This is a genomic window from Mycobacterium parascrofulaceum ATCC BAA-614, from assembly GCF_000164135.1.
GTDB lineage: Bacteria > Actinomycetota > Actinomycetes > Mycobacteriales > Mycobacteriaceae > Mycobacterium > Mycobacterium parascrofulaceum.
This window is the reverse complement of the sequence record NZ_GG770555.1, coordinates 400,187-418,119: the sequence shown is the minus strand read 5'-3', so window position 1 is coordinate 418,119 and position 17,933 is coordinate 400,187. Positions and strand designations below refer to the sequence as shown.

At 69.2% G+C, this 17,933-nt stretch carries 20 protein-coding genes; 13 read left to right on the top strand and 7 right to left on the bottom strand.

Annotation, left to right across the window (positions count from 1 at the left end):
* Window positions 1–32 precede the first annotated feature (32 nt).
* Together HMPREF0591_RS17460 and HMPREF0591_RS17455 are read right to left on the bottom strand one after the other, a co-directional pair.
* Window positions 33–869 carry an enoyl-CoA hydratase-related protein gene (locus tag HMPREF0591_RS17460; RefSeq protein ID WP_040623297.1) on the bottom strand — a complete coding sequence of 279 codons (837 nt, stop codon included), beginning with the start codon at window positions 867–869 and terminating at the stop codon, window positions 33–35.
* Window positions 870–971: 102 nt separating this feature from the next.
* Window positions 972–1,532, bottom strand: a complete 561-nt coding sequence (locus HMPREF0591_RS17455) for an SAM-dependent methyltransferase (RefSeq protein WP_040623029.1) — start codon at window positions 1,530–1,532, stop codon at window positions 972–974.
* Between the two features lie 105 nt (window positions 1,533–1,637).
* Between HMPREF0591_RS17455 and HMPREF0591_RS17450 the strand changes: the two genes are divergently transcribed.
* A complete protein-coding gene (locus tag HMPREF0591_RS17450; protein WP_007169949.1) occupies window positions 1,638–2,201 on the top strand; it encodes a TetR/AcrR family transcriptional regulator in 564 nt (187 codons plus the stop codon).
* An 18-nt stretch (window positions 2,202–2,219) separates the two neighbouring features.
* Here the strand turns inward: HMPREF0591_RS17450 and HMPREF0591_RS17445 are convergent, their stop codons facing one another.
* A complete protein-coding gene (locus tag HMPREF0591_RS17445; protein WP_040623028.1) occupies window positions 2,220–3,980 on the bottom strand; it encodes an N-acyl-D-amino-acid deacylase family protein in 1,761 nt (586 codons plus the stop codon).
* 177 nt (window positions 3,981–4,157) lie between these two features.
* Here HMPREF0591_RS17445 and HMPREF0591_RS17440 point away from each other — a divergent pair, with 177 nt between their 5' ends.
* From HMPREF0591_RS17440 to HMPREF0591_RS17425, 4 genes are all read left to right on the top strand, one after another.
* The gene (locus tag HMPREF0591_RS17440) at window positions 4,158–4,829 is read left to right on the top strand and encodes a TetR/AcrR family transcriptional regulator (RefSeq protein WP_007169947.1); all 672 of its coding nucleotides are present in this window, start codon (window positions 4,158–4,160) and stop codon (window positions 4,827–4,829) included.
* A gap of 37 nt (window positions 4,830–4,866) precedes the next feature.
* Window positions 4,867–5,337 carry a hypothetical protein gene (locus HMPREF0591_RS17435; RefSeq protein WP_007169946.1) on the top strand — a complete coding sequence of 157 codons (471 nt, stop codon included), beginning with the start codon at window positions 4,867–4,869 and terminating at the stop codon, window positions 5,335–5,337.
* 95 nt (window positions 5,338–5,432) lie between these two features.
* Entirely contained in the window at window positions 5,433–6,059 is a 627-nt protein-coding gene (locus tag HMPREF0591_RS17430; RefSeq protein WP_040623027.1) for a cutinase family protein, read from the top strand.
* Between the two features lie 21 nt (window positions 6,060–6,080).
* Window positions 6,081–6,554 carry a nuclear transport factor 2 family protein gene (locus HMPREF0591_RS17425; protein ID WP_007169944.1) on the top strand — a complete coding sequence of 158 codons (474 nt, stop codon included), beginning with the start codon at window positions 6,081–6,083 and terminating at the stop codon, window positions 6,552–6,554.
* 10 nt (window positions 6,555–6,564) lie between these two features.
* Here the strand turns inward: HMPREF0591_RS17425 and HMPREF0591_RS17420 are convergent, their stop codons facing one another.
* The 3 genes from HMPREF0591_RS17420 to HMPREF0591_RS17410 all read right to left on the bottom strand — a co-directional run bounded on the left by HMPREF0591_RS17420 (window position 6,565) and on the right by HMPREF0591_RS17410 (window position 8,841).
* Window positions 6,565–6,945 (bottom strand): DUF5073 family protein, encoded by a 381-nt coding sequence (locus HMPREF0591_RS17420; protein WP_007169943.1) that lies wholly within the window; start codon window positions 6,943–6,945, stop codon window positions 6,565–6,567.
* Between the two features lie 21 nt (window positions 6,946–6,966).
* Entirely contained in the window at window positions 6,967–7,752 is a 786-nt protein-coding gene (locus HMPREF0591_RS17415) for a heavy metal-binding domain-containing protein (protein ID WP_007169942.1), read from the bottom strand.
* Window positions 7,753–7,941: 189 nt separating this feature from the next.
* Window positions 7,942–8,841, bottom strand: coding sequence for an SDR family NAD(P)-dependent oxidoreductase (locus tag HMPREF0591_RS17410; RefSeq protein WP_007169941.1), 900 nt, complete (start codon window positions 8,839–8,841; stop codon window positions 7,942–7,944).
* A 709-nt stretch (window positions 8,842–9,550) separates the two neighbouring features.
* On the opposite strand from HMPREF0591_RS17410, the gene HMPREF0591_RS17405 reads away from it, so the two are divergent.
* The 3 genes from HMPREF0591_RS17405 (at window position 9,551) to HMPREF0591_RS17395 (ending at window position 11,755) form a co-directional block, all read left to right on the top strand.
* Window positions 9,551–10,360, top strand: coding sequence for a SigB/SigF/SigG family RNA polymerase sigma factor (locus HMPREF0591_RS17405; RefSeq protein ID WP_040623024.1), 810 nt, complete (start codon window positions 9,551–9,553; stop codon window positions 10,358–10,360).
* 230 nt (window positions 10,361–10,590) lie between these two features.
* Window positions 10,591–11,214 carry a hypothetical protein gene (locus tag HMPREF0591_RS17400; RefSeq protein ID WP_007169939.1) on the top strand — a complete coding sequence of 208 codons (624 nt, stop codon included), beginning with the start codon at window positions 10,591–10,593 and terminating at the stop codon, window positions 11,212–11,214.
* Window positions 11,215–11,260: 46 nt separating this feature from the next.
* On the top strand, window positions 11,261–11,755 hold the full coding sequence (locus tag HMPREF0591_RS17395) for a DUF2231 domain-containing protein (protein WP_007169938.1): 495 nt from the start codon (window positions 11,261–11,263) through the stop codon (window positions 11,753–11,755).
* Between the two features lie 14 nt (window positions 11,756–11,769).
* Here the strand turns inward: HMPREF0591_RS17395 and HMPREF0591_RS17390 are convergent, their stop codons facing one another.
* Window positions 11,770–12,246, bottom strand: a complete 477-nt coding sequence (locus HMPREF0591_RS17390) for a nitroreductase family deazaflavin-dependent oxidoreductase (RefSeq protein ID WP_007169937.1) — start codon at window positions 12,244–12,246, stop codon at window positions 11,770–11,772.
* A 151-nt stretch (window positions 12,247–12,397) separates the two neighbouring features.
* Between HMPREF0591_RS17390 and HMPREF0591_RS17385 the strand changes: the two genes are divergently transcribed.
* The 5 genes from HMPREF0591_RS17385 to HMPREF0591_RS17365 are packed head-to-tail and all read left to right on the top strand — an operon-like array spanning window position 12,398 to window position 17,884.
* Window positions 12,398–13,075, top strand: a complete 678-nt coding sequence (locus HMPREF0591_RS17385) for a TetR/AcrR family transcriptional regulator (protein WP_040623022.1) — start codon at window positions 12,398–12,400, stop codon at window positions 13,073–13,075.
* A 40-nt stretch (window positions 13,076–13,115) separates the two neighbouring features.
* Window positions 13,116–14,351, top strand: coding sequence for a cytochrome P450 (locus tag HMPREF0591_RS17380; RefSeq protein WP_007169935.1), 1,236 nt, complete (start codon window positions 13,116–13,118; stop codon window positions 14,349–14,351).
* A 22-nt stretch (window positions 14,352–14,373) separates the two neighbouring features.
* Window positions 14,374–15,540, top strand: a complete 1,167-nt coding sequence (locus HMPREF0591_RS17375; protein ID WP_007169934.1) for an amidohydrolase family protein — start codon at window positions 14,374–14,376, stop codon at window positions 15,538–15,540.
* The gene (locus tag HMPREF0591_RS17370) at window positions 15,541–16,776 is read left to right on the top strand and encodes a M24 family metallopeptidase (protein WP_007169933.1); all 1,236 of its coding nucleotides are present in this window, start codon (window positions 15,541–15,543) and stop codon (window positions 16,774–16,776) included.
* Window positions 16,766–17,884, top strand: a complete 1,119-nt coding sequence (locus tag HMPREF0591_RS17365; RefSeq protein WP_007169932.1) for a M24 family metallopeptidase — start codon at window positions 16,766–16,768, stop codon at window positions 17,882–17,884. The genes HMPREF0591_RS17370 and HMPREF0591_RS17365 overlap by 11 nt, the downstream gene beginning before the upstream one ends.
* Window positions 17,885–17,933 lie beyond the last annotated feature (49 nt).

Below are 17,933 nucleotides of genomic sequence, written 5' to 3'. Positions count from 1 at the left end.
CGCCGTAATATGCGAATTTGCGTCTGCTCGCGCTACGAATTTTCGTCGCGCTCGACGAAATCGCGCGGCTTCATGCCCGATTGCTTCAGCTCGGCCCGGCGCGCCTGCACGTCGGTGGCGGCGCCGACCATGTTCGTCAGGATGTGGCTGACTTGCAGGTGCACCCGCATGCCCATCAGTTCCCACGCGCGCTTCACGTTGTTCTTCACCGCCATCAGGGTGGTCAACGGGATCTGCGCGATCCTGCGCGCCATGTCCTCGACGACGCCCTCGAGGTCCTCGCGCGGCACCACCCTGTTGAGCAGGCCCCAATCGAGGGCCTCCTGCGCGGTGAGGGTCGGGGCCAGCAGCAGCCAATCCATGGTGCGATGCCAGTTCATCAACAACCACGGTTCGATCATGGTGTGGCCGCCGGGTTCGCCGAGGCTCTGGGCAAGGGGCATCTGGAAATACGCGTCCTCGGACGCGACGCAGAAGTCGGTCAGCAGGCCGAGATAGATCCCGCCGCCCATGCAGTACCCGTGGATCGCGGAAATGGTCGGCTTCGGGAACTCCCACAGATACAGCGTCGGCCACAGGAACAGGTCGGCGGTGCCCTTGTACAGGTCCTCGAACGTCTCTCCGAAGTCCGGATAGGGATTCTCGTCGGGCCCCCAGCGCGCCACGTGTCCGCCGCAGAATCCCTTTCCGTTCGCCTTGAGGATGACGACCTTGATCTCCTTGTCGCGGTCGGCTTCGTGCAGGCAATCGTCGACCTCGGTGACCAGGACGGCGTCCTTGGTGTTGGCCTTGTCGACCCGGTTCAGGATGATCCGCGCAATCGGCGGCTCGCGCTCATAGATGACCGCTTCGAGGACGCGCCGCTCCATGCGCGTGACGTTACCCGACACCGCCATGCCGGAGGCCCGAATGACGCTGTCCGATCGCCCTTTCCGCGGGAAGCGCGGTTCGCGGGCGAAACAGTCCGCTGCTCAGCGATGTTCGCGCGGCCGGCGCGCCAGCAGCCAGGCGTGACCCTCGCCCTCGCCGGCGGCCACCAGGTCGAGTTCCGCGAACGCCGCGGGCAGCTCCCCGGGGACCGCGCGGAACGGTCCCGGGGCGGCACCGACTTCACTCAGCACGGCTATCGCCAGCAGCCCGCCGGGTGCCAGGCGTTCGATGATCGCACCGTCGAGGCGGCGGTCGCGGAATCGATGGCACAGGATCACGTCCGCCGGCGCACCGGGCGGCAGCCCGTCATCGAGGTCAACGACCTCGAAGCGGCACCGATCGCTCACCCCGGCGCGCCGGGCCAGTTCGCGCGCCTGGGCGACCGCCACCGGCGAGACGTCCACCCCCACCACCTCGAGGCCCCGCAGCGCGAGCCACACCGCAGCGAGCCCGGTTCCGCACGCGAGATCGAGAGCCCTTCCCGCGGTGGGCACTTCACCGACGTGGACCGCCAGAAAGCCGGGCGGCCGCACCGCGTCCACCGCCGGCGGTGTCGCCGTCGCGTACCGCTCGTCCCAGCGGCGCCGGTCCGCCTCGGCCATAGCCGCCACTCTAGGGCGACCGCCACCCCGCCCGGACCACCCCGGGCATCCCGTTCTGGACGGCTGTCCGCAAATCGCCGCCGGCGGCGTTCCTACACTGGACGGGTGTCTAAAGATGCGGCCCGCCGGTCGGATCGCCGGCCGGGGCAGACGATCCGCAAGGTTCTCGACGCCGGGCTCGAGGAGCTGCGCGAGGCGTCGTTCGCCGATCTGACGATGCGCTCGGTCGCTGCCCGCGCCGGGGTGTCGCCGGCGAGCGCCTACACCTACTTTCCGTCCAAGAGCGCCCTGGTGGCGGCGGTGTACCTGCGCTTCCTGCGCGAGCTGCCGCTGCACACCGACGTCAACGAGACGACCAAGACGCGCGTCAGCGCCACCCTGCGCGACATGGCCGTCGTGGTGGCCGACGAGCCCGAGCTGACCGCCGCCTGCGGCGCGGCCCTGATGGCCGACGACCCGGCGGTCAAGCCCATCCGGGAGCAGATCGGCCACGAGGTCGCCACCCGCATCGGCGCCGCGCTGGGCCCCGGCTGGCCCCGGGCCGTGAAATCCACGCTGCAGATGACGTTTTCCGGCGCCCTGATGACCGCCCGGTTCGTCAGCTTCGACGAGATCGCCGGGCAGCTCGAGGAGGCCGTGAACCTGATTCTGGGCGCTTCCGTGGCGTAAACCGCTGCGCGGCAAGGCTCAAGCGACCGGCGTCAAGTTCCTGGACCGCTCGCCGGCCCGCAGGAACCGGCCGAACTTCTCCTTGCCCAGCGCCGGCGCGGCCTCGCCCTTGCCGAACGCGAACCGGCCGCCGACGAGCACGGCGCTCACCGTGTCGTCGTTGCGGTTGACCATCCGCGACAACCCGCCGTAGGAGCGCACCGGATGCTCGGCGTAGCGATCCAGCGAACCGTCGAGCTTGTCCGGGTCGATCACGACGACGTCGGCGCGGTCCCCTTCGCGCAGCGTGCCGGCGTCGATTCCGTACCACGACCCGAGTTCGCCGGTGAGCCGGTGCACGGCCCGCTCGACCGAGATGAACGGGGCGCCGCGCTGCTCGGCCTCGTGGACGTGCCGCAGCAGGCGGAGTCCCGAGTTGTAGAAGGCCATGTTGCGCAGGTGCGCGCCGGCGTCGGAGAAGCCCATCTGGACGGTTTCGCTCCGCGCCAGCTTCCTGAGCACCTCGGGGCGGTGATTGGAGATCGTGGTGCGCCAGCGCAGCTTCTCCCCGTGCTCCACCACCAGGTCGAGGAACGCGTCGACCGGGTGCAGTCCGCCGCGGTCCAGCCCGACCTGCCCGAAGGACTTGCCGACGACCGACGTGTCCGGGCAGGCCACGATCTCGGCGTCGAAGAAGTCCCGGTGCCACACCCGCGGCCCGAACCTCTTGTCGTAGTCCTCGCGGAACCAGCGGCGATAGTCCTCGTCGCGCAGCAGCCGATTGCGCTCGATCTCGCCCTGCAGGTGCAGGGCCGCGGCGCCGGCGCCGAACTCCTCGAACACCACCAGCGAGATTCCGTCGGCGTAGACCTCGAACGGCACCGGCAGATGCTGCCACCGGAAGTCGCCGCCGAGGGCGTTCACCACCCGCGCGAGCCGGTCCATCAGGTGGATCACCGGCGGGATGGCCTTGATGTCGGCGGCCGAGAGCAGGCTGGTCTTCAACCGGGGCCGGCCTACGCCCAGGGACGTCGCCAGCTGCGACACCACCGACAGCGGATTCTTGATGTCCGGTCCCGACTGCAGGATCTTGTTGCGCCGCCGCAGGATCGCGTTCAGCCGGCGCAGCTCGCGTGGCCGGGCGTACGTGGACGGCAGGGTGCGCGACCGGCAGACCTCGCCGTCGAGCTTGTCGAACAGCAGTTGTTGCGACGACATCCCCAGGAACCCCTCGTCGAGCGCGTCGTTGAGCATGGATTCCATCCGCGCCAGCTCCGAAGCGGAGGGCCGCACCTCCTTGCGCGTCGCGCGGTCCAGGCCCATCGTGGCGGCGCGCATGTCGGAGTGGCCCATGAAGGCCGCCACGTTGGGGCCCAAGTTCCGTCCCTCGAGCGCGGCGACATACTCCGCGGGGTTGGCCCACGAGCGGGCGGCGTCCAGGTGCTCGATGACGTGGCGGCGGGGAATCGCCTCGACCCGGCCGAAGATGTCGCCCGCGTTGACGTTGTCCAGATAGACCGTGGACAGCGAACAGGATCCGAGCATCACGGTGGTTACGCCGTGCCGTAGTGACTCGGAAAGCTCGGGCTCGCAGAGGATTTCGACGTCATAGTGGGTGTGGATGTCGATGATGCCCGGGATCACCCACTGGCCGGTCGCGTCGATGATCTCGGCGCCCTCGATCGGCTCCGCCGTGACGGCGGCGACCCGGCCGTCGCGCACCCCGATGTTCCGGCGCGCCGACGGCGCACCCGTCCCGTCGAACCAGCGGCCGTTCATGATCACCGTGTCGTACTGCAATGTTCGGCCTCTCTGCCGCGCCTGGCGCTCACCATCCGCCGTGATCATACATAGTTCGCGAAGTGTCTTCCCACGCCACCGGGCCCGTCGCGGCGCGTTAACCAGCGACGATCTCGCGCACCCGGCCGCTATGATCCAGCTGTGGGGATCACCGACTACGAGTTTGCCGCTCGTTAGATGCGCAGCCACGGATGGGCAGGGAACACGCCCGCTTCCGACGAGGAGGCGATCGAGCGCATCCTGGACGCCGCCGACAGGATCATCGACGAACGCGGCTCGGCGCTGCGGATCGCCGACGTGGCGCGGGCGCTCGGGGTCACCCGGCAGACCGTGTACCGATACTTCCCCGGAACGCAGGCGCTGCTGGTGGCGTCGGCGATGCGGTCGGCCGACGGGTTCCTGGACCGCATGGCCGCCCACCTCGACGGCGTGACCGACCCGGTCGTGGCGATGACCGAGGGAATGGCCTTCGCCATCGAACAGTTGGCGTGCGACAACCAGGTCGAATTCGTGCTCAATCAACGCCACCGCGGCGGCCAGAAGGTCTCGATCATTTCCGATACCGCCCTGGCGTTCGGCCGGTCGATGCTGCACCGCTACGACATCGATTGGGAGAGCTACGGTTTCGACGAAGCCGGCCTGGACGAATTGAACGAATTCAGCCTGCGCGTGCTGCATTCGTTCCTCGCCGACCCGGGGCGCCCGCCGCGCAGCGGCGCCGACCTGCGGCGCTATCTGACCCGGTGGCTGGGGCCCGCGATCGCCTATCCACAGCTGGTGCGCGCGATGGACGCGCTGCACACCCCCGAGCCACCGGGAACCCGGCGGCGCCCTGTCAAGGCGTCCTGATCCCCGCCACGGTTGGCGGCGACATCGAGGAGCGGGCATGACTGGTCTCGGACAGATCGCGCTCAACAGCGCGCCCGTCTTCGGCGGCGCGATGTTGGCCATGGCCGCCGGCCAGTTCCGGGGCCCGGACTTTCGGGGACTGATCAAACAGGACATGGATTTGTTGGACCGGCTGCCGCCCGAGGCCGGCACGCGGCGCGCCGAACTGCAGCGCACCATCGATGCCCGCATCGACGACCTGATCGACACCGCGGACCGGAGCCGGGCGCTGCGCAAGGCGGCGTTGTCCTACCAGGGGAACTGGCGCGACGTCGTGCTCCTGGTCTGCGTGGTGTTGTTCACCATCATCTGGTGGGACGTCGACCACGGCAGGGGCAACTGGCTGCCGATGTTCGTCCTGCTGATCGTGCTGACCGTGGTGACCGCCGCCTACGCGTTTCGCGGCCTACTGCGCGCCGCCGGTTCGTTCGTACACCGACGACCCCGCGGCTCCGGCGCACCGCACTGACCCGCGCGGCCGCACCCGCACGACGCGCGCTCTTTGTCACCCTGTGACAAAATCACGATGTGAAGGCGCATACCCTCGGCGGTCTGATTTGTGCTGTGCTGGCACCCTTTTGGGCGTGCCCTGCCGCTCCCCCGGCGGCCGCCGGGCCGTGCCCCGATGTCGAGGTCGTGTTCGCCCGCGGTACCAACGAGCCGCCCGGCGTCGGCCGTATCGGCCAGAGCTTCGTCGACAGCCTGCGCGCGCACGTCGGCGGCAGGTCGCTGGGCGTTTATCCGGTCGACTACCCGGCGACCACGGACTTCCCCCGGGCGGCGGACGGCATCAGCGACGCGGGCTCGCACGTCGAACACATGGCGGCCTCCTGCCCCGGAACCAGGATGGTGCTCGGCGGCTACTCCCAGGGCGCCGCCGTGATGGGATTCGTCACCGAGAGCGCCGTGCCCGACGGCGTCCACCTCGTCCGGGCATTGCAACCGATGCCGGCCGAAGTGTCCAACCACGTGGCCGCGGTCGCGCTGTTCGGGAAGCCATCGAGCCAATTCATGAGCATCATCAACGAGCCGCCCGTGACGATCGGCGCACCGTACGCGGCCAAGACCATCGAGTTGTGCGTGCCGGGCGACCCGATCTGTTCGGACGCCGCAAACCCCGCGGCGCACCGGCAGTACGTCGAAGCGGGCATGGTCGACCAGGCGGCCGATTTCGCCGCCGGTCACCTCTGACCGGCGCTTACACTGAGCCTCGTGGCCGCTGACGGGCATCCGATCGAGGGCGTCGGAAGCGTGTCCTTCGACGTCGCCGACCGGTTGGCGATCATCAACCTGTTCGGCGCCTACGCCTACACCTATGACCACAATCGGCTCGACGAATTCCGCCGGTTGTTCACCGAGTCGCCGGAGCTCGTCCTGCTGCACGAGGGCCAGCCGCTGTCCGCCGACATCGGCACGGTGATGGAGCTGCTCGCGGCCAGAAAGGCGGCGTTCAAGGCCGAGAACAACCAACGCCGCCACGCGCTGAACTCGTTCTGGTTCTCCAGCCAGGGCGCCGACGAGGCGACCGGGCACTGCTACGTCCAAGTCTTCGCCATCAAGGACGGCGGTCCGCCCGCCGCCGACCTGACCGGCTGCTACGACTTCACCGCGGTCAAAGGGGACGGCCGCTGGCGGTTCAGCCGGTGGGTCGTGGGCATCGATCAGACCCAGCCCGGCACCGCGTGACCGCGCGAGGTCATCGTGGTCCCGACCCGGCCTCGAGGACGTCGAGGGCCGCATCGATGTTCGGGACGATCGTCGGGCCGTAGCTGCCCACCAGCTGACCGAGCGCTCGGGCGATGTGCGGACCGACGGCGCCCGCGGCGAGGATCTCCTCGGACAGGACGATCCCGCTCACCAGGTGGGCGGCGCTGAGACGGCCGTCGGCGGTCACTTCGTACCGCCAGTCGCCGATCTGCACCCGTTCCGGCTGGGACCGCAGGAAACCGCGCCGCGCGGGATGAAAGACCACCCCGGGAACACCGCAGAAGACCCTGAGCACCATCCCGACTCCGCCGGGACCGGACAGGGCCGTCCCGACCGCGTGACCCACCCGCTCGTGGTCGAGGCTCGCCATCAGTCGCTCGTCAGTCGCTCGTCAGTCGCTCATGGGCAGGACGAACGAGGGCGTCAGCGTTTGCGCCTCGCCACCGCGCCGCACCGCGGTCCCGGCGACGTAGAACTCGACGGTGTGATGCCCCCACGCGTAGTTCGAAATCGCGAAATGCACTCCGACGACACCGGTTCCGCCGTCCCGTTCGGCCTCACTCTGCATGCGCGACATCGCCAGCTCGCGGGCCTGGTAGCTGCCCTGCGTCCACTGCGGCATCTCGGCGTTGCGGCCCACCTGGCTGAGCGTGCGCAGAAACCCTTGCACCGCAATGTGAAACACGCAGTTGCCCATCACGAAGGCCACCGGGGCGAACCCCGATCGCAGCAGGGTCGTCAGGTCCTGACCGGACAGGTGGCTGGTGAAGGCCTGACCATTCGCGCGCCGATAGGCGCCGGGCTTCTGGGTGTATCGCACCGCGGTGCCGACCGCGATGAACTCGAGATGCTCGCCCTCGCCCTGATGGCGCCATTCGAGCCGGACGCCGACCACGCCGTCGGCGCCCAGCGAATCGGCCTCCGCCTGCATCCGCGACATCGCGTTCCAGCGCGCCCGGTAGGTCGCGTCGGTGAGCACGGGCAGTTCGGACTGTTGCCGGATACCGGTGAACTGGTAGCCGACGTGGTAGACCGAGACGCCCATCACGAGCTCGATCGGCTCGAACCCGGCCCCGTGCAGCAAGGCGAATTCGTTGATCGACAGGTCCGAGGTGAACACCTTGTTCGCGTGCGACAGCCGTTCGCTGGCGACGGGGTCGAGCGGGTTCGGTTGCATGGTCAAGCCACCCTCCTGCGGTTCGCAGCACAGCGTAGGCCGCCGCGCCGCCGCGCACACCCATAACGTGCGACTTTCCGGTGGCCCGGTGGCGAATTCGTGACGGCCCGGGACGCGCGGGCCGGTCCGGCCGCGCGCGGCCGCCGCACCGTTCGGCGTCTTTGCTGCCGGCGGCCGCCCACGGCCGCGTCAGGGCGCCGGTTGCGCGGCGCCGATCATCTTGTGCAAATCGTCGACCGACCAGGGCCGCGTGTCGTGGTGGTCGCGGTAGCCCAGCAGCCGCGGCGACGGCCGGTCGAAGCTACCGACGAATCCGCCTGCGGCAACGAAGATCTGACCGGTCACGTCCCGCGCCAGATCGCTCACGAGGTAGGCGTAGAGCGGGGCGACGAAGGCCGGCGGGGCGCTGTCGAGCGACGCCCGCATGGTCGCATCGTCCAGCAAGCCGCGGTGGTGCAAATCCGAGATGTGCGCTTCGTACTCGGCGCCGGTGGACAGCCGCGTCCGGGCCCCGGGACACACCACGTTGGCGCGCACGCCGTACCCCTTCAGCTCGGCGGCGATGGCCATGGTCAGCGCGTTCACCGCGCCCTTGCCCGCGGGATAGCCGGTGCCGCCGTAGTCGCCCAGAAACGCCACCGAGCTCGTGTTGACGATGGCGCCGTGACCCTGCGCGGCCATCAGGCGAGCCGCCGCCCGGCAGGTGTGGAACGCCGAGCCGAGGTGGGCGCTGATCAGGCGGTCGAAGTCTTCCGGTGAGACGTTCAGGATCGAGGAGCCGGGCGGCTCGGCGATGCCGGCGCAGTTGACCAGCGCGTCAAGGCGCCCGTGCCGGCGCACACAGTCGTCGACCAACGCCTGGGCGACGCGCTCGTCGTCCGCGGGGCCGGCGAGCGCGCTGGCCCGCCCGCCCGACGCCGTGATCGCCGCGACGGTCTGCTCGACGGCGTCGGCGTCGCGTCCGTTGACGACCACGCCCGCACCAAGCTCGCAGAGCAGCTCGGCGACCGCGCGGCCGATCCCACGGCTGCCGCCGGCCACCACCACACCGCGTCCGTCGAGCGGGCGCCCAGTGCCGCTCACTGCCATGGCCTGTGTAATGCCCTGTGTAATGCATTGTGCGGGAACATATCTCGGCCCCGAACGGATACCGAGCGCGGGAGGTCGGTGATGAACACCAGGCGAACAGTACCCAGGCGACACCCGAATGAGAACCGCAATCCGCACCGTTTTCGGCCGGCCGGCCCGCCACAAGCCCTGGTCGCTCGGTGCGCGGCCCGCTGCGTGGCCTCGCCGCGCGGGATCCCGCTCACTTTGCCACCGACCGGCGGGTCGGTGCGGATCCGCCCGCGACGTCCAGCGCAGCGTGCCGGCTTGCCCGACTGAGCATTTCGTCAACGGTTTGCTGCGATGGCAGTTGTTCACACCGGGGAAACCGTTGGGCGACGAATCGGCGTCGCGATCGGGTGGGCCGTCGCGGTCGCAGGCGATGAGGCGTATAGTCACCAATTGAAGTCCGTTCTGGACGTGTCGCCGTTTAGCTCAAAGCGGCCAGTAAGCCGCACGGCTACTGAGCTCGAAATGGCTCCGGCGACCAATACCCGGGTCATCTCCCTCCATGGCTCGTGCGTGCGCGGATAAACGACCAGGTCCTGCGGATAGAGGTGCAGTGAGGCGACTGTGCGCATAGCTGCCATGTCTCGCTGCACACGACTCAGAGGAGTGAGTCAGCAATGCAAAAATGGTTGTGCACCAAAGCCTTCAGGATCAGCAGCGCCGATACCGGGCGCGTGCGCCTATGACCGAAGTCATCACTCGCACCCGGCCCGCCCCGTGCCGTGACACCAAGGCCGACGATTCCTACGACGACGTAGTCGACATGTTCGTGCAATTGCGCACGATGCCGGCCGAGTCGCACGAGTACGCGCGCCAGCGCGAACGGATCGTGGCCCGATGCCTGCCCCTGGCCGACCATGTGGCCAGCCACTTCGCCCGCCGCGGCGAGGGTCTCGACGACCTCGTCCAGGTGGCGCGCCTGGGGCTGATGAACGCCGTCAACCGCTTCGATCCCGACAAGGGTCCCAGCTTCATCGGCTTCGCCGTCCCCACCATGATGGGCGAGGTCCGGCGCTACTTCCGCGACTACAGCTGGGGCATGCGGGTACCGCGCCGGCTGCGTGAACTCCACGTGCAGATCAGCAGGACGACCGGCGACCTCGCCCAGAAACTGGGGCGCGCGCCCACCGCGGGCGAGCTGTCCCGGGCGCTCGAGGTGCCCCACGAGGAAATCGTGGAATGTCTGGTGGCCGGCGACGCCTACCGGCTGGATTCCCTGGATGCGCCGATGGGCACCGACAGCTCGGGCACGCCACGGCTGGTCGCCGACGCGGTCGGTGGCATCGATCCCCAGATCGAGCACATCACCAACCGGGAAGCGCTCCGCGTCCTGGTTGCCGCCCTCCCCGAGCGCGAACGCGAGGTCTTGCGCATGCGATTCTTCGAGTCGATGACGCAGAGCCAGATCGCCGAGCGCATCGGCGTGTCGCAGATGCAGGTCTCCCGCATCCTGGCCGGCACCCTGCGCTGCCTGCGCGAGCAACTCGACTAGCCTCCGCATCGGGCCCAGGGGCCTTCGGCGCCACACCGGCGGCACGCCGCCGCGATGTCTCACCGGCGGCGTACCGCCGCAATGTCTCACCGGCGGCGTACCGCCGCAATGTCTCACCGGCGGCGTACCGCCGCAATGTCTCACCGGCGGCGTACCGCCGCAATGTACTGTGCGATTCGGAAACGAACTCGACGGTGGCGCCGGAGGCAGCCTGGAAGGGAGCTCGCGCGATGAGGACTTCACGGACGGTGGCCGCGGGCGTCGCGGTGCTGACGGCGCTGACGGTGGGGGTCGCGGGGTGCGGCAAGAAGCAGCCGACGCCCTCGCCGTCGAAGCCGCCGACGTCCAGCTCCGCCACCGCCTCCCCCGGCGCGGCCCCGACCTCGTCGGCGCCGGCGCAGTCGAGCGAGTACACCGGGCTGCTGATCCAGGCGAGCGACATCAACGCGCCGATACCGTTCACCGCCACCCCGCCGACCGGCAACCCGAACGGCCAGCCGGGCGTCGCGACCACGTTCAAAGACGAGGACGGCAGCCACGTCATCAAGGACACCATCCAGGTGTTCGCCGACCCCGGGGCTGCCACCGACGCGCTGAACAAGGCCAAGGGCGCTCAGGGTGACGTGATCAAGAGCGCCACCACACAGGCCGCCACGGTCGGGACGGGCGGAACACTGTTGATGGGCAATTCGCCCGACAAGAGCAAGGGCGTGACCATCCTGATGTTCACCGAGGGCAGGGCCTTCGTCACGATCCAGTTCGACGGGCCGCCCGACACGCTGGCACCCGCCGATTTCGTCAACGACGTGGGCCAGAAGCAGGACGAGGCCATCAAGAAGGGGCTCGGCGGCTGAGCGTGGGCCGACCGTCCGCCACGCCGACCGCCCACCCAGGAGCACGATGACCATCATCAACGGCCTGCCCGCCCATGCCCTGCTGCTGCACTTCGTGGTGGTGCTCGTACCGCTGACCGCCGTGCTGGAGGTCGTGTGCGTGTTCTGGCCGACGGCGCGTCGGGGCCCACTGTTGTGGCTCGCACTGCTATCGGCCGCCGCCACCATGGTGTTGACGCCGATCACGGTGAACGCCGGGGAATGGCTCTACGACCTGAGGGCCAAACCCAGCGCCATCCTGCAAAAGCACGCCGCCCTGGGGGTCACGATGACCTACTTCGCCGCCGCACTGCTGGCGGCCGCGCTGGTCCTGGCGGTGATGCGCGTGATCGAACGCCGCTCGGAGAAGAGCCGCCTGGCCGTCCGGGCGGTCATCGCGATACTGGTGCTCGTCGCCGCCGTCTCATCGACGATCCAGATCTACCGCGTGGGCGATGCTGGGGCCCAATCGGTTTGGGGCGGCGAAATCGCCCACCTGGAACAATCCCACCACGCGGGTTAGCGGCGTCGCGGCGCCTACGCGGTGGGCGTGAGGAGAAACAGCCGGAACTGCCGCCGCCCCGCGCGTTCCTGGGCTACCCGATAATTCGGCCAGTGCGCCAGCGCCGTCGACCACGCCTCGTCGCGCTCCTCGCCGCTGAGCAGCCGCACCGTTGCGACGAAACGCTCGCCGCGCCTGCGCACGGTAACGCGTTGGGTGGCTTTGAGATTCGCCGACCACGATGGATGGCGCTCACGTCCCCAGTTGGACCCCACCAGCAGCAGGCCGCCCTCGACGGGCACGTACTGCACCGTCGCCGTGCGGGCGAGCCCGGTCTTGCGCCCCGACGTGGTGATCCGCACGTTGGGCAGCCCGGCGAGGTCCAGGACGCCGCGCCGCCCGCCCGTTGCAAACCGCAGCACCGCCTCGAGACTCTCCGCGACCGGCCGGCCATCGAGGACCAGCCGGCGGTAGGCCGCCGGGTTGCGCGCCAGCCGCTGCAGCGGGTTCATACGCAGACTGTATTCCGGGGCGGCGGGGCCCGGGCGTCGCAACGATGAAATCACCTTGACCAACCGGGATTCCGATCGAGCCGTCGGCCACACCCGGGCCTGGGCGCACCCCGCGCCCATAAATAAATTGCTTGATTTAATCAGGCGGGCGGTGTTCACTGAGGCGATGACCGCCGAGCGGGTGGCCCGCTCCGACAGGTCGACAGGCACCCGGGAGGCGATCCTGTCGGCCGCGGAAGTGCTGTTCGCCGAACGCGGCATGTACGCGGTATCGAACCGGCAGATCAGTGAGGCGGCCGGGCAGGGCAACAACGCGGCGGCCTGCTACCACTTCGGGACGAGGACCGACCTGCTGCGAGCGATCGAAAGCAAGCATCGGGAGCCGATCGAGCGGCTGCGGGCGCAGATGCTGGCCGCCATCGACGATTCGCCCGACCTGCGGGACTGGGTGGGCGCGCTGGTGCGGCCACTCACCGATCACCTGCAGGCGCTGGGCACCCCCAGCTGGTATGCCAGGTTCGCCGCCCAGGCCATGGCCGACCCGACGTATCGCCACGTCGTCACCAAAGACGCACTCACGTCGCCGCTGCTCGTGCGGACCATCGACGGCATCAACCGCTGCCTTGCCGACCTGCCCAGGCGGGTGCGGTCGGAGCGGATGGTCATGGTGCGCAACCTGCTCATGCACACCTGCGCCGAACACGAAAGCGCGCTGGCCGAGCACGGCCCGCGTGCGCGTTCGGCCTGGCCGGTCGCCGGCGAGGGCCTGATCGACGCGATCGTCGGGCTCTGGCGCGCACCGGTCCACGTGGGTGCGGCGGGCGGCTAGTCGTCGACCGAAAACCAGGACCGGCTCACCGAGGAGAACGATGACCGAAGTCTCGACCGCCACCGGCGTTCCCGATGTTGTTCCCGAATTCCCGATGTCGCGGGCGCCCGGCTGCCCGTTCGCCCCGCCGCCAAAGGTGTTGGAGCTCAACGCCGACAAGCAGCTGAGCCGGGTCCGGATCTGGGACGACAGCACACCCTGGCTGATCCACGGCTACGAGGCGATCCGGGCGTTGTTCACCGACTCGCGCGCCAGCGTCGACGACCGGCTCCCGGGCTATCCACACTGGAACGAGGGAATGCTGGCGACGGTGCACAAGCGACCGCGTTCGGTGTTCACCTCCGACGCCGAGGAACACACCCGGTTCCGCCGGATGCTGTCGAAACCGTTCACCTTCAAGCGGGTCGAGGCGCTGCGGCCGGCGGTGCAGAAAATCACCGACGACCACATCGACGCCCTGCTGGCCGGCCCCAAACCGGGCGACGTCGTCAGCGCCGTGGCCCTGCCCGTCCCCTCCCTGGTCATCAGCCAGCTGCTCGGGGTGCCGTACGAGGATGCGGACTTCTTCCAGGCGCAGGCCCAGCGGGGCATGGGCCGCTACGCCACCGAGGAGGACACGGCGCAGGGCGCCGCATCGTTGGCGAAGTACCTGGCGAACTTGGTGCGGACCAAGATGCAAACTCCCTCCGAGGATTTGGTGTCCGACCTCGCCGAGCGGGTCAACGCCGGGGAGCTCAGCGTGCGCGAGGCCGCGCAGCTGGCCACCGGCGTGCTGATCGCCGGACACGAGACCACCGCGAACATGATCAGCCTGAGCGTCGCGGCCCTGCTCGACCATCCCGATCAGCTGGCGCTGCTGCGCGACACCGACGATCCCCGGACGATCGCCGTCGCGGTCGAGGAATTGATGCGTTACCTGAGCATCATTCAGACCGGACAGCGCCGCATCGCCGTCGAGGACATCGAGGTGGGCGGCGAGACGATCCGCGCCGGCGAGGGCATCATCCTCGACGTCGCGCCGGCGAACTGGGACACCCGGCAGTTTCCCGAGCCGGACCGGCTCGACCTGCGCCGGGAGGACGCCCCGCACGTCGGTTTCGGCTACGGCCGGCACCAATGCGTCGGGCAGCAGCTCGCCCGGATGGAACTACAGATCGTCTTGCCCACCTTGCTGCGCCGCGTCCCGACCCTGCGGCTCGCCGTCCCGCTGGAAGAGCTGCCGTTCAAACACGACGCGCTGGCCTACGGCCTCTACGAGCTGCCGGTGACATGGTGACGCCGGGACGGAGGGGACGCTGATGTCCCCGTACAGCCGTACCGTGTACCCCGACGGTGTGATCGGCGCGCCCAAGCACCGCCGCGGCCACGCCGCCGCCGCCAGCACCGGCCTGCCGCCCGGCACCGAAGTGTTCTCCGCCGACAACCACATCTCGGTGGCCGACGACATCTTCTACGAGCGGTTCCCCGACGACCTGAAGGATTACGCGCCGCGAATCTGGTACGAGGACGGCGCATACCTGCTCGGCCGGCCGGGGCAGTCGATGGTGATCGGCGACTTCAGCGCGGTGCTCATGCAATACGACGACCTGGCCGGCGCGGTCAGCAACAACATCGACGCCCGCGTGCGCGAGCTCGCCGAGGACGGGGTCGACAAGGAACTGGTGTTTCCCAACGCGGTGCTGGCGTTGTTCCACTATCCCGACAAAGACCTGCGGGAGCGCATCTTTCGGATCTACAACGAACACATCGCCGCCGTGCAGGAGCGGTCCGACGGCCACTGCTATGGCGTCGGCCTGATCAACTGGTGGGATCCGCGCGGCGCGCGGCGGACGCTGACCGAGCTGAAGTCGTTGGGCCTGAAGGCGTTCCTGATGCCGATCAGCCCCGGCATCGACGACAACGGCCACGCGATCGACTTCTCCGGCACCGGGATGAGCGCGGTGTGGGACGAGATCGAGGACGCCGGCCTGCCGGTGACCCACCACATCGGGGAGAGCCAGCCGAAGGTGCCGAGCGAGGTCAACAGCGTCGCGGTGGCCATGATGGTCAACATCGACTCGTTCCGGGAGATGTTCTCCAAGTACGTCTTCGGCGGCATCCTGGATCGGCATCCCGGGCTGCGGGTGGGCTGGTTCGAGGGCGGTATCGCCTGGGTCCCACCGGCGTTGCAGGACGCCGAGCACGTGCTGGCCTCGTACCGGCACATGCTCGCGCACCAGCCCGAGCACGACGTCCGCCACTACTGGGACACCCACATGTGCGCCTCGTTCATGGTGGACGGGCTCGGCCTCGCCCAGATCGACGAGATAGGAATCGACAAGGTGATGTGGTCGTCGGACTACCCGCACAACGAAAGCACCTTCGGGTATTCGGAGCGGTCGCTGGCCGCGGTGGTCGATGCCGTCGGCCCCGCCGACGCGGTCCGAGTCGTCAGCGGAAACATCCGAAACTTTCTGGGGCTCTGAATGACCGAAGCAGTCGCCCCCCACGGCGCGGTCGTCGAGATACCCGAGGAACCGGATCGGGCGCGCATGCGTGCGGAGACCGGGGTCCGGCTGCGGTCCGCGATGGCCGACCACGGCGTCGACGCGCTGATATTGCTGATGAACGGCTACGTCGGGTACGCCACGGGGGCCAGCTGGCCGCTGCTGGACGCCGGCCTCTCGCACGTGGAGCGCGCGGTCGCGGTCGTGCTCGCCGACGACGAACATCCGCACCTTTTCATGCCGTTCCGCAGCGGAGCCGCCGCGGAAGCGCCGGTACCCGACGACCATTTGCACGGCCCGGTCTATCTCGAATTCGACCACGGCGTCGAACAATTCGCCCGCGAGCTGGCCGGGCTGGTCCCGCCGGGCGCGAAGATCGCCGTCGACGAGCTGACCGGGGCGATGCGTAGGGCGGGCCGCAGGCTCTTCCCAGCGGGTGAGCCGACCGACGCGGCCCTCGTCCTCGCCGACGCGCAACTGGTGAAGACACGAGACGAGCTGTCGTGCCTTCGGCGGGCGGCCCGCATCACCGAGCAAGCGATCGTGGACGTGCAACGGGCGCTCGCGCCGGGCGTGCGGCAGATCGACCTGTCGGCCACCCTGGTGCGTCGCGCGTTCGAGCTGGGTGCCACCACCAACATGCTGGAGGCCATCTGGCAGGTGATGCCCACGTCACGGGCGGCCGGAGTGTGGACGACGCACGGCGATCTTGCGCTGCCGCTGCTGCCCACGGATCGCGAGCTGGCCGCGGGCGACGTGCTCTGGACCGACATCAGCATCACCTACGCCGGCTACTGCTCCGACTTCGGCCGGACCTGGGTCGTCGGTGAACAGCCCACCCCGCGGCAGCAGGATCAGTTCCGGCAATGGCGCGCGATCCTGGATGCGGTGCTCGCGGTGACCAAGGCCGGTGTCACCTCCGGCGACCTGGCGCGCGCGGCGATCGCCGCCAACGGCGGCCACAAACCGTGGCTGCCGCACTTCTATCTGGGTCACGGCATCGGCACCTACCCCGCCGAGGCGCCCATGATCGGAACGGATCTCGGCGAGGAGTTCGACGACAACTTCGTCTTTCCGCCCGGAATGGTGCTGGTCCTGGAGCCCGTGGTGTGGGAGGACGGGACCGGCGGTTATCGCAGTGAGGAGATCGTGGTCATCACCGAGGACGGCTACCTGCCGATCACCGACTACCCGTATTCCCCTTATGGCGAGTGAGGTTCTCCCCGACCCCGCCGCGTTGCGCACGGGCCGCCGGGAGCGGGCGCTGGCCCAGATGGAAGCGCACGGGCTGGACGTCCTGGTGCTCGGCCGTCAGGCCAACATTCGTTACGTCACCGGCGCACCGCAGCTCTGGATCGCCGGGACGCGGCCGTTCGGCCCGATGTGCGTGATGATGCGCGGCTCCGGGGAGATCTATCTCAACAGCACCGACGACGAGGGCGTGCCGGCCGAGATCGGGCGCGATCACCTGTACGGACTGGCCTGGAACCCGATGACCCTCATCGACGTGCTGAAGAAGATCGACGGCGCGGACACGGCGCGGCGGGTCGGAACCGACGCGATCACACCCACTTTCGCCGCATTGCTGCCCGAGGCTTTTCCCAATGCCGAACTCGTCGACGCGGAGCCGGCGATGCGCGCGGCGCGGCGAGTGAAGACCGCCGACGAGATCGGGGCGATGGGCACCGCCCTGCGCGTCGCCGAACGCGGACTCGCCGCCGCGCTGGCGGAATTCGCGCCCGGAGTGGCGGAGCGGACGCTGGCCGGCGCCATGATGGAGGCCATGGCGGCGGGCGGGGTCAGCACGCCGGCCACCCAGGACGCCGCCTGGGTGACGTCGAAGGAACACCCGTGGCGCCGCGCCGGCTCGGGCGAGGTGCGGCCCGGCGACCTGGTCGCGTTCGCGGCCGGGGCCCTGGCGAACGGTTATGTTGCCGAAGTCGGTCGCAGCTGGCCCGCCGGCGATGCGGTTGATCCCGCTACGCGCGAGCTGTTCGGGCGGTCGGAAACGCTGTACCACAACATGATTGCCGCGTGTCGGCCCGGCGCGCCCACGTCCGACCTGCTCGGCGCGTACGAGGCGGCCGGTGAGCCGATTCCGCCGATGCCGATCGCGCACGGGCTGGGGCTGGGGTTCGACCCGCCGGTGGTGTCCGAGGCGTTGCTGGCCGCCGGCGAACGCGACCAACTCGAGCCGGGCATGGTGCTGGCGATCACCGGCTATGTCTGGGCCGAGGGGGTGGGCGCGGTGTTGCGTCGGGACACCGTTCACGTCACGGAAGCGGGCGCCGACGTGCTGACCGCCAGCCCGTGCTGGGTGTGACTGCTGAAATCACTTGTGTCACTTTGGTTTCAGAGGTCTCAACGTCGCG